The sequence below is a fragment of the Nostoc sp. NOS(2021) genome, from assembly GCF_017115025.1.
GTDB lineage: Bacteria > Cyanobacteriota > Cyanobacteriia > Cyanobacteriales > Nostocaceae > Nostoc.
Map to the genome: position 1 here is coordinate 1 of NZ_JABXKM010000202.1, position 9,933 is coordinate 9,933.

Genomic DNA, 9,933 nt, shown 5'->3' on the forward strand with positions numbered 1-9,933 from the left:
CTCCCCTTTATAAGGGGAGGGTTAGGGTGGGGTAAAACCTTGGTTAATCAGCTATTTCAGACTTGTGTGTACACCGTAGCCTTAAAAAGGGGGGAACCGGAATCAAAGTCCCCCAATTTATCGGGGTATTTAGGGGGATCTAGAATGTTTTGCTACCGACAAGAGGACTTTTAAAACATCCTCTAAACTTTTGACAAACCAAGAGCAAATCTAAAAACCAGTTTTGTAGGGTGCGTTAGCGACAGCGTAACGCACCGAAAGCATCCGGGATGGTGCGTTAGGAACGTAACGCACCCTACGAAATCTAAAAAAACAGCCCATCAACTCAAAATGCAACTTGCTATTCAACTAATTTTAGCCCAAGTAGGCATTGATCAGATTCTCGATAACGGTGCCGCAACTTCCCAAAGTATTGCCGCAGGTTGGGACAAACAATGGCTGGATTTATTACAAAATAATACCAGTAATAATTTGTATGGAGCGCTGACAAATCTGGGTATTTTTTTTGCAGTAGGAACCCTGTTATTTTTTATGATACAATTCCTCAAAGACTTAATATCCTACGAATATACCCGTCCCATATCAGCTTTAATTTGGCCTTTTATTGTGGTGATCCTCTTAAATAATTCAGGCAATGGAAGTATCCTTTCTAATCTGACACTAGGAGTGCGGAATTTTCTAAACACTGTGAATCAGCAAGTATTGGTAACATCAGATGCGAATAAAATATACCAGCAAGCACTGAATATGAGTGTTGCCGAAGAAGTCGCTGGTTCTTTCCTGCGTCCTTGTCAGTCGCTTACTGGCGAACAACAAAGTCAATGCTTTATCAAAGCTGCCGAAAAAGTTAACATTCTCTGGCAGAAATATAGAAATACATACGGAAATAAAAGCTGGATAAATAGACTACAAACTAAGGTAGATAATATCAGATATGGCACTGGCATTGTATCAGAAACCTCATTTAATTCTTTGTTAGGTTCTACAGTCCAAACGAACATCAAAAACTTTTTAGTTTCCTTACAATATGCCTTCCAGAATTTGATAGAAGCTACTATGTTGCTGATAGCAGCTTTAGGGCCACTGGCTGTGGGTGGATCTTTACTGCCTGTAGCTGGTAAACCAATTTTTGCATGGTTGACCGGATTTTTATCTATTGGAATCGCCAAGATTTCATTTAATATTATTGCTGTGCTGACTGCCTCAGTTATTGTGAATGGGCCAGGTCAAGATGTTAATGTTGATCCAGACTTAATGTGGTTCATAATTTTTCTGGGAATTTTAGCACCAATTTTATCGCTACTTGTGGCTGCTGCTGGCGGTTTTGCAGTCTTCAGTGCTATCAGCAATACGGCTTCTTTAGTAAAGGAGAGGATATAAGAAATTCAAAATTCAAAATGAATAAGCTCAATTTAGGCAAGTGCCGTGACTGCTGACTAGATGCAAATCATCATATATAATAACTGAAGTTTTTTGCAGAAGGAGGTGAGTAAATGGTGCGTTTACTGGAAAAAAGACAAAGAACGGCAAGTGTTTTGACAGTTTTTGCGATCGCTAGCTTCAGTTTACATATATTAGTTTTACTTTTATTCTTATTCCAAGGGATAAATATTCGCCAACTCAGTCTGAGAAAACCTCCCAACTTTGTGCAATTAATCGACGGTAAACCAGTAGGTAATATTGATGATTTAGCAAGACAACCAGAAGCAATTCGCCAATTCATCAGCAAAACGATGATATCAATGTTTAGCTGGTCTGGAACCTTACCACCACAAACTATCGAAGAAGTTGCAAATCCCAAATCAGATTTAGGAATTCTGATTCAAACACCTCAAGGGAGTAGCCAAAAAATTAGTACCACCAGTTGGATAGCTAGTTTTGCCTTATCAGAAGACTTTCGCAAAGGTTTTTTAAGCACAGTTGCAGAGATGACACCGCCAGAAGTTTTCTCTGAAAATCCCAACCAAATGATGACATCACAATTAGTTATTAAACGGGTTTATCCGCCAAAACAAATTGCACCAGGTAAGTGGCGAGTCGGTATGGTAGCCGACTTAATTCAAAAAAACCGAGTTGGTGGTGCAAAACTCATAACTCCTTTTAACAAAGATTTCCTTGTACGTGCAGCAGATTATTTCGGTAATCCACAAGCCGACAATGGCACCAACCTGCAAAAAGCAATTTATAGTGTCCGCGCTGATAGATTAGAAATTTATGAAATTCGGAACTTATGTTTGCTAGATGGCTACAACAACCTGAACGAAGATAAATTCAAGCAATGCGGATCTGGACAAACATCTGATAGCTTTATAAGATAGTCGATTTCTAATTCACTGGCTGATAGCTCAATTTGTTTAATTATTGATGCAGTTACTCAAACCGGAAAATACGAAAAATAGCCCATTGCCACTATTGGTAGTAGGAACATTTGGTTTACATCTATTTACCTTGCTTTTACTAATATTTAACGGGTCTATGTTACAACAGTTAAGTAGGCAACTCACACCTCAAAGTTTAGTGCAACTTGTTGATGGTCGCACTATAACCGTAGACCCCCAACCAAATTTAGGGCGACAGCCAGAGGCTATTCGGCGCTTTGTGGGTGAAACTATGAGCTTAATGCTTACCTGGTCACAACAACAGCCGCCAACACAAGTCTGGGAAATTACCTCCCAACTGGTAGCTGATGATTTTAAACAAAAACTTAAGTCAGAACTTACTAATTTAAATCCAGATAGCCAATTTGAAAATGTTAACAGAGGAGCGGAGAATGTCTTAGTAATCCAAAAAATTTCTCAACCTACAGAAATAGACAATGGAAAGTGGAAAGTGGAGATGTTTGCCAATCAATTAGTTTTTAGCAGCTATGATAAATTGGGAAAATCAGTTTCCTTTAATAAACAAATTTTAGTTAGAGCAATAGATCAACCAGCAACTTCATTACCAAATGCAGCACTACCATTGCACTTCGCAGCTTACCGCCTTGGTGAAGCTAGACTAGAAATTTATAATATATGTGAAATCGAAGATAAAAATTGTTCTGTAAATCCAAACCAAGCTCTACCATGACTAGATACTCAATTCCTGCGGAAACGCCTCCCCAAAATGGATTTACTCTAACCACCGACGATCGCCAACCAGAAGTAGAATCTTTAGATTGGGAATCACAGATGTCAAGGTTGGTCGGCTTTGAAGAAAAATCTTCTTCTCCCGATATCCAAGGATCAGAAAACTCTGCAACGGCGCAAGAGTTTCTTTCTCAACCACAAGAAGTTCAGACTAAGCAACCCTTCTCATCTAATCCCTTTGCAAAGTTAGCCTTGGTAGGGGCCGCAACCTTAGTGATAGTTTTGGTCGGTGGTGTGTTTTTGTCCAAGTTGATGACTACCAGCAGTCAAAAACCAAAAAATATTGTTTCTCCAGAAGCGCGATCGCAGCCCACTAATGAATCTAGCTCTCAACAGCTAGGAGCTGAAGTAGATACTCTGAAAACGAAATTAGCCCTGACTGAACAAGCACAGTTGGTAAAAGCCGCCCAACAACAGCTCAGAATTGCCAAATCAACGCCGACAGTAGCCTTACAACAACCGTCAGTTTCTTCCAGAGGTAAACAGCAAGTGATACCAACACCCGCACCAACAGTTTACGTACCTCGGACAGTGACAGTTGAGCGCATTGCTCCCGTACCTACTTCTCAACCTTTGCCATCACCCCAGCTACCAGTTGTCAATCCAAACACTCAACCGGTAGTCAATATAACTCCACCATCTCCACCAAGCCCGTTTGAAGAGTGGACAAGGTTAGCAAAGTTAGGTAGCTATGGTCAAGTAAATGTTACCAATCAACCGATCGCAGCGGCTCCTGAACCTGTAAACAATACGCAGCAACAGACAAACCCCAATCCTAACCAAACCACTGCTGCTCCTGCGGTGAGCCAAGCGCAACCGCAGGGACAGAAAACCGTAGCAGTCGGGAGTACTGCTAAAGGTGTGTTGGCGACAGCGATATTTGGGGAAACTACTAAGTCAAACGGTGGTAATGGTAATGAAGGAGGCGAAGATAAAAACGTATTTGTGATCCGATTGCAAGAACCGTTAAAATCTACGGATGGTGCGATCGCTGTACCTGCAAACACCGAATTTCTAGCTGAAATTCGTTCCCTTTCCGAACAAGGTCTTTTGCAGATGAACGTAGTTAAAGTTATCTCGCAAAATAATGGCAACCCTACAGAACAAAGCTTACCCAACAATGCAATTATTATTCGCGCTACCCAAGGTAAACCTTTAATTGCAAATAAATTTCCCAGTCAAAGTTCATCCATAGCATCAATGGATGCAGGACTATTCATTTTGGGAGGTATTGGTAAAGCCGCAGAGTTAGTAAATCTCCCTGATACTCAATTGGTACCACTTACTACTAGCAGTAGTACCCCCAACAGCACCACCACTGGCAGCACCCCCACTGGCAGCACAACCACTAGCAGCACAACTATTACTACTGTCACTGAGCCTAGACGCAACCTTGCAGCTGGGCTTGTGGAAGGTGGTTTGAACTCTGTAGTACCCCAAATTGCCCAACGTAATCAACAGGCGATCGCCCAAATGTCACAACAAACTGGTGTTTGGTTTTTGCCAGCAGGCACAAATATTGAAATGTACGTTAATCAAGTAACCCAGTTTTAGGAGGTAGGATTTATACCAATTTTAGATTTGGGATTGGGTAATGGTAATTGGTAATTAGTTTTCTTTCCATCTTTCCCATCTCCCCTTGTACTCTATACCAATCTCCCCATTTGCAACCATGAAAAATAATACTAACTTGTCAGGAAATACCCCACATAATTTTTATTTCCTACCTATAGCTTCCTTAACTTTATCGGTTGCTATGTTCTTGTTAGTAGGTCGTGCTGTAGCTAATAACGCCGTTCTGCGTTCCATATTTTCCTGCCAAGCACAGGGTTTAGGGGGAGCAATACCTACGATCAAGATTTGGTATCAAGAAGGAACAAACTTAAGCTTTATTCCGGCTGGAGAAGTAATTAAAAAAGTTTGGTTAAACGATCCATCACAGGTAACTATAGATTTTGATGGGCCGGTATGTATGCAGTTTGGTCAACAAGCTAATACTAGTTCAGGAGATTGTAAAAACTCCGCAGCGAATGTAATTCAACTCAGGCGAATTAAAAAACTGGACATTCCGGGACTTCCTCCCACTAGCAATACACTTTTAACAGTTGTTACCGAAGGGCAAGGTAGAAACAAGTTGTATACTTTTCGAGTGCTATATGGAACAGATAACCCTGAATATCACACTTTAGCAATTTTTCCCGATTCTGGTCAGGAAGGATCTTGTGTAAGAGTTTCACAATAAACTTCTAGCAAAAGTACTCGACAGCCAAAACGACTTACGAATGGTCTGTATTCCATACAATTGAGAACCCCGCTATAAACCACGGTTAGGGCAGGAAATGGGGAATGTTGTATTTAAATCAATTGAAAAACGCCATAACTTAACCGTATTGGCTTATTCAGGCATTTATCAACCGACATCTTTATAAATCTTTAGACATAACCGTATTGGCTTACTCAGGCATTTTCAACCGACATCTTTATAAATCTTCAGACAAGAACTAACCACAAATTTTAAATTCGTGCAAATATAAAGAAAAGCTTAAGAGGTTACAGACTCATGGTCAGTGCCAAAATGATGCAACAGCTCTGGGCTGTAATCGAGTCTACCCAGGTCAGCACCCTGCTCCAGTTTGACGATGCTGCTTTAGTACAATTGCTCCTTCAACAGTTAAAAGTTAAGCAGGGGATTGATGCCCAGTCAGATAACACCCTGAATAGTTATATAAAATCTAAACTGCCCCTCATTCGCGATACAGCTGAAGGTCGATTATCCTTCGGGCAATGAGCAATCATTAGCACGAGAAATCAAATGATTGCTCACTGCCAAATACGCTCAGAGTTCAAACAGTGGAATATTATGAATCACTGACTAGTAATTGCCCTGGTAGCTTATCTAATTGGAGCAGCGATTGAAGGGGTGAGTACAGCCAGTCACCTATCTCATTCAATGCCAGAACTAGCTAAAAGTACACAAGCTAATCCTTCAGAGTCTACCACTGGGCCTAGTTCAAGTTGTCGTGTTGTGGCCGCGATCGCCTCAGTAAGTATCTGTGGAGCTTTTTTGTGGCCTTGCCGCCTTTTCCACCGTTTAATTAAAGGCAACGTTCGTTCCTAAGCCTAGCCCCGACTGAAGCACGGGAGCAAAAAATATATCTATTTGCGGGTTGATCAATTATGCAGTTTGTTTTGGTTCTGTCGCTACATTTTGCCCAATTTTTGGTTCCGTTCCCGCAAGCAGTCGTTCAATATTAGTGCGATGGCGCAAAATCACATATAAGCCACCGGCAATCCCAAACAGAATATAGGGTAAGGGTTGATGCAAAAGTACCATGAAAATGGCAACTGCGATCGCACCTGCAATTGAACTCAAAGAGACAATCCGCGATATCGCCACAACGGCGGCAAACACACCTGCTGTTGCTAAACCTAGCTGCCAACTCATTGCCAACAAAATCCCCAAGCTGATAGCAACAGATTTACCACCGGTAAAGCCCAAAAAAATTGATTTACTATGTCCCAAGATGGCAGCTAACCCAGCTAAAGTTACTACCCACGGTTGCCACAGTTGTGCATCTACCGTTGGAGGGATATAATTTTGAATCTGGGCAAAATTGAACAACCAATAAACTAGAGCGATCGCTAATACTCCCTTTAAAGAATCAAGTACTAAAACCAATGCTCCTGGCCCTTTCCCCAAGGTTCTTAGTACATTAGTTGCGCCAGTGGAACCTGAACCAATTTCCCGAATATCAATACCCTTTAACTGCTTCACAGCAATGTAGCCAGTGGGAAAAGAACCCAATAGGTAAGCTGTGATAACAATTGCCCCGCACAGAGTTAACCAAATAGCCATAATACAATTCAAAATTCAAAATTCAAAATTCAAAATTTAAAAAAGTCAAGAGTAATACCTCTTGACCAATGACCAATGACTAATGACCAATGACTCATTTAAAAGTCATCATCATAGTTTCTCACTATTTTGGGGTCAGGAGCAAAGGCTAACCACAGGGGAAATTGCAGCAGTGACAAACTGATTTGCTCTTCTGAATCATCAATGATAATTAAGGGCAGTTGATTGGCTTTCGTCAATCGGTCTGCTTTCTGAGCGACAGCATCAGATGCCTCAAATAATACCACACCTCGGTCTGGCCCGAAATCTGGGCGACCGATTCCCAGACAGTCTTGCAAGCCGCGCCGCCATTCACCTAATCGCTCCGGTGTATTAGCTAAGACTAAAGTACGGACGCGATCGCCATACAGCTTGTGTAATATCGAAATTGCGGCTGAGGCAATCAAAATATTCTGTAAGCGGCTACCCATTGTCCGCAAACCACCCCGTCCCCCTTGGGTAAAAAACCAGTTGGAGACTCGTTCAGCGTGGACTGGTTCAAAAGTGCGACGCAGTTGCCACGCCGGGCCGTAGTAATCTGGTTTATTGCGGTATTGGTCAATTAGGCGGCGAATTTGCTTTGTAGTATCTTGAAACTGCTGTTGGGCAAATTGCGGTATTCCAGGTTGGGGTTCAACTGGTTTAGCCTCTTTTACAGATGGTTTTTCTCGTTCCACCACATTTGGCGCCAGTTGTAACTGTTCAGCAGCAGAGGCCAAATCTTGTAAGCTACCCGTGAGATAGTCTTTAAAACCCTGCACCCGAATTGCCAAGTCTTGGGATGCACCAGCAAAAGTGGTTCGCATCTCGTTGCGAATACGTTCTTGACGGCGTTCTAGTTGTTCTACAGAAATTTGCAGGGTTTGTTTGCGTTGTTCTAACTGCACCAGCGACTCTTGCACGATTCGCCCCAGTGAAGTTTGAGTTTCACTCACTTGTGCCTGAAGGTTTTTGTAAGAAGCTTGCAGATTGGCTATTTCTTCCTTTAGGGCTGCTTCAGCGCTCTGCAACTTTGCCAATCGCTGCTCTGCTTCTGCATATAATGAATTATTTCCTGATCCTATTTCTGACCCCAGTGCGACATTTTCCGCTTCTAACTGCGCGACAAACTCGCCATTTGAATTTTCTGTTAACTCTACTGTCGAATCTACCACTTCTGCATTGGAAATGAGTGGCTCAAAAGTTGTGTAGTCTTCTGAGGAGCTAATGGCTCCTGCTTCTACCACCAACTCAACAGATGGATTTACTGGATGTTCAACTGCATTGTTCTGTTCTTGTTTTTCTGCCAACCGCTCATCAATTGGTTCTGGGGTTTGAGATGCCTCTGGGTTCATAAACAATAGTGTAATTCCGATGACGCGAATAAATAGCTTTCAGAAATATTACAATTGACCTGCCATAAAAGTCCTGAGTCATGAGTGCTGAGTTATGAGTCTAAAGCAAAACGACTCAGCACAGATGGCACTCAGCACTAAATACGCGGACAACGTTGTTCTAAGCAAGTTTTCAAGGTGTTGGGGTCAAATAAAATCGGCAAAAAGTGAATACTTTTAATTTCTTTAAAGTAAAACAGGATGGGGACTACATTCCAAAATATCCGCCAGTTTTGCCATTCCTGGTAGGGAAAGCGCCGAATCAATTTTTCGCCTCTGTAAATATCTAAGTCGGTGGCGGTAAATTGCAAACGCAGCGTTAACGCCTGAAACATAAGAAACAAACCAAACAGTGTGAAAATCAAGCCTACCCACGGTTGTACCAACAGTAGTGGAATAGCGGCAATCACCAACACTATAGGTATATTGTAACTAGGCTTGAGTTCCACAGTTGATGTGGAGTTAGAAGCAAATGAACTCGTCACAATCTTCAATCCTGCTTTATTTAGTAGGCATCTCTCCTATTTTAGGAGTTATGAGTTAGGAGTCAGGAGTTAGGAGTTATGAGTTAAAACTCCTCACTCCTCACTCTTAACCGGAGGCGGAGCGTCTCCGGCTCCGCTCCTAACTCATCAGTTTTATAGACCTTGCAGGAATGCACTGCCAGTCCCCTGAAACATTAACCAAGAAAGAAAGAAATTGCTAACAAATATAATCAGCAAGGCAGTCACAACCGCAGTTGTGGTTGACTGTCCTACACCTTTGGCTCCTCCTGTTGTCGTTAACCCCCAACTGCAACCAATTACAGCGATTAAAATACCAAAGCAACACGCCTTAATCATGGCGCTCAAAATATCCCAGATCCCAAGAAAGTTACGGGCTGAGTCTAGAAATACCGTATCAGACAGGTTGTAGATATTTGTCGCAATTATGAATCCTCCGAACATCCCTGTTAGCAAAGACAGGAGGGTTAAAATTGGTAGCATTAAACAGCAAGCAAGGACGCGGGGGATAACTAAGTAATCGATTGGATCTGTTCTTAACATCAACATGGCATCGATTTGTTCTGAGACCCGCATGGTACCGATTTCGGCTGCAAAAGCAGAACCGACTCGCCCGGCCAAAACCACTGCTGTCAACACGGGAGAGAGTTCTCGTGTCAACGCTACAGAAAGCACTCCGCCGATAATGTTTCCTGCGCCAAAGTTGATAAATTCCCGCGCCACCTGAATGGTAAACACCGCGCCAACAAAAATAGCCGTCAATAGGGCAATAAATAAGGAATCTGGCCCAACTGCTGCCATTTGTTCTAAGGTGTTGCGCCGATGGATTTTGCCCCTCAATAGGTGAACTAGTACTTGCCCACCCAGAAAAATCGCCGCCAGCAACCGCTGACTCCATTCTCCTAAACTGGATTTGGATGTAGTCTGGTTCAATGTTCTGTAGCTAACTCGGTAACTGCCTTAAGAATAGCGGAAGTCATGGGGAATGGGGAATGGGCAATGGGGAATGGGGCATTGGGCATTGGGCATTGGGC

Annotated in this window: 11 protein-coding genes; 7 read left to right on the forward strand and 4 right to left on the reverse strand. The window is 42.4% G+C overall.

Annotation, left to right across the window (positions count from 1 at the left end; genetic code table 11):
* Positions 1–330 precede the first annotated feature (330 nt).
* From HWQ41_RS22250 to HWQ41_RS22280, 7 genes are all read left to right on the forward strand, one after another.
* Positions 331–1,380: a hypothetical protein gene (locus tag HWQ41_RS22250; RefSeq protein WP_292767634.1), complete on the forward strand. Its 1,050-nt coding sequence runs from the start codon at positions 331–333 to the stop codon at positions 1,378–1,380.
* Positions 1,381–1,493: 113 nt separating this feature from the next.
* Positions 1,494–2,318, forward strand: coding sequence for a hypothetical protein (locus HWQ41_RS22255; protein WP_292767637.1), 825 nt, complete (start codon positions 1,494–1,496; stop codon positions 2,316–2,318).
* A 46-nt stretch (positions 2,319–2,364) separates the two neighbouring features.
* Positions 2,365–3,069, forward strand: coding sequence for a hypothetical protein (locus HWQ41_RS22260; protein WP_292767640.1), 705 nt, complete (start codon positions 2,365–2,367; stop codon positions 3,067–3,069).
* Positions 3,066–4,682: a hypothetical protein gene (locus HWQ41_RS22265; RefSeq protein ID WP_292767644.1), complete on the forward strand. Its 1,617-nt coding sequence runs from the start codon at positions 3,066–3,068 to the stop codon at positions 4,680–4,682. The genes HWQ41_RS22260 and HWQ41_RS22265 overlap by 4 nt, the downstream gene beginning before the upstream one ends.
* A 118-nt stretch (positions 4,683–4,800) precedes the next feature.
* Positions 4,801–5,370: a hypothetical protein gene (locus HWQ41_RS22270; RefSeq protein WP_292767647.1), complete on the forward strand. Its 570-nt coding sequence runs from the start codon at positions 4,801–4,803 to the stop codon at positions 5,368–5,370.
* A gap of 318 nt (positions 5,371–5,688) precedes the next feature.
* Positions 5,689–5,916: a hypothetical protein gene (locus HWQ41_RS22275; protein WP_292767649.1), complete on the forward strand. Its 228-nt coding sequence runs from the start codon at positions 5,689–5,691 to the stop codon at positions 5,914–5,916.
* Positions 5,917–6,006: 90 nt separating this feature from the next.
* On the forward strand, positions 6,007–6,246 hold the full coding sequence (locus HWQ41_RS22280; protein WP_292767663.1) for a hypothetical protein: 240 nt from the start codon (positions 6,007–6,009) through the stop codon (positions 6,244–6,246).
* A gap of 57 nt (positions 6,247–6,303) precedes the next feature.
* On the opposite strand, the gene plsY is transcribed toward HWQ41_RS22280, so the two are convergent.
* The 4 genes from plsY to HWQ41_RS22300 form a co-directional block, all read right to left on the reverse strand.
* A complete protein-coding gene (gene plsY / locus HWQ41_RS22285) occupies positions 6,304–6,984 on the reverse strand; it encodes a glycerol-3-phosphate 1-O-acyltransferase PlsY (protein WP_292767652.1) in 681 nt (226 codons plus the stop codon).
* A gap of 98 nt (positions 6,985–7,082) precedes the next feature.
* Positions 7,083–8,357, reverse strand: a complete 1,275-nt coding sequence (locus tag HWQ41_RS22290) for a DUF3086 domain-containing protein (RefSeq protein ID WP_292767655.1) — start codon at positions 8,355–8,357, stop codon at positions 7,083–7,085.
* A 137-nt stretch (positions 8,358–8,494) separates the two neighbouring features.
* Positions 8,495–8,881, reverse strand: a complete 387-nt coding sequence (locus tag HWQ41_RS22295) for a DUF3119 family protein (protein ID WP_292767658.1) — start codon at positions 8,879–8,881, stop codon at positions 8,495–8,497.
* 153 nt (positions 8,882–9,034) lie between these two features.
* On the reverse strand, positions 9,035–9,832 hold the full coding sequence (locus HWQ41_RS22300) for an MlaE family lipid ABC transporter permease subunit (protein ID WP_292767660.1): 798 nt from the start codon (positions 9,830–9,832) through the stop codon (positions 9,035–9,037).
* Between the last annotated feature and the right edge of the window lie 101 nt (positions 9,833–9,933).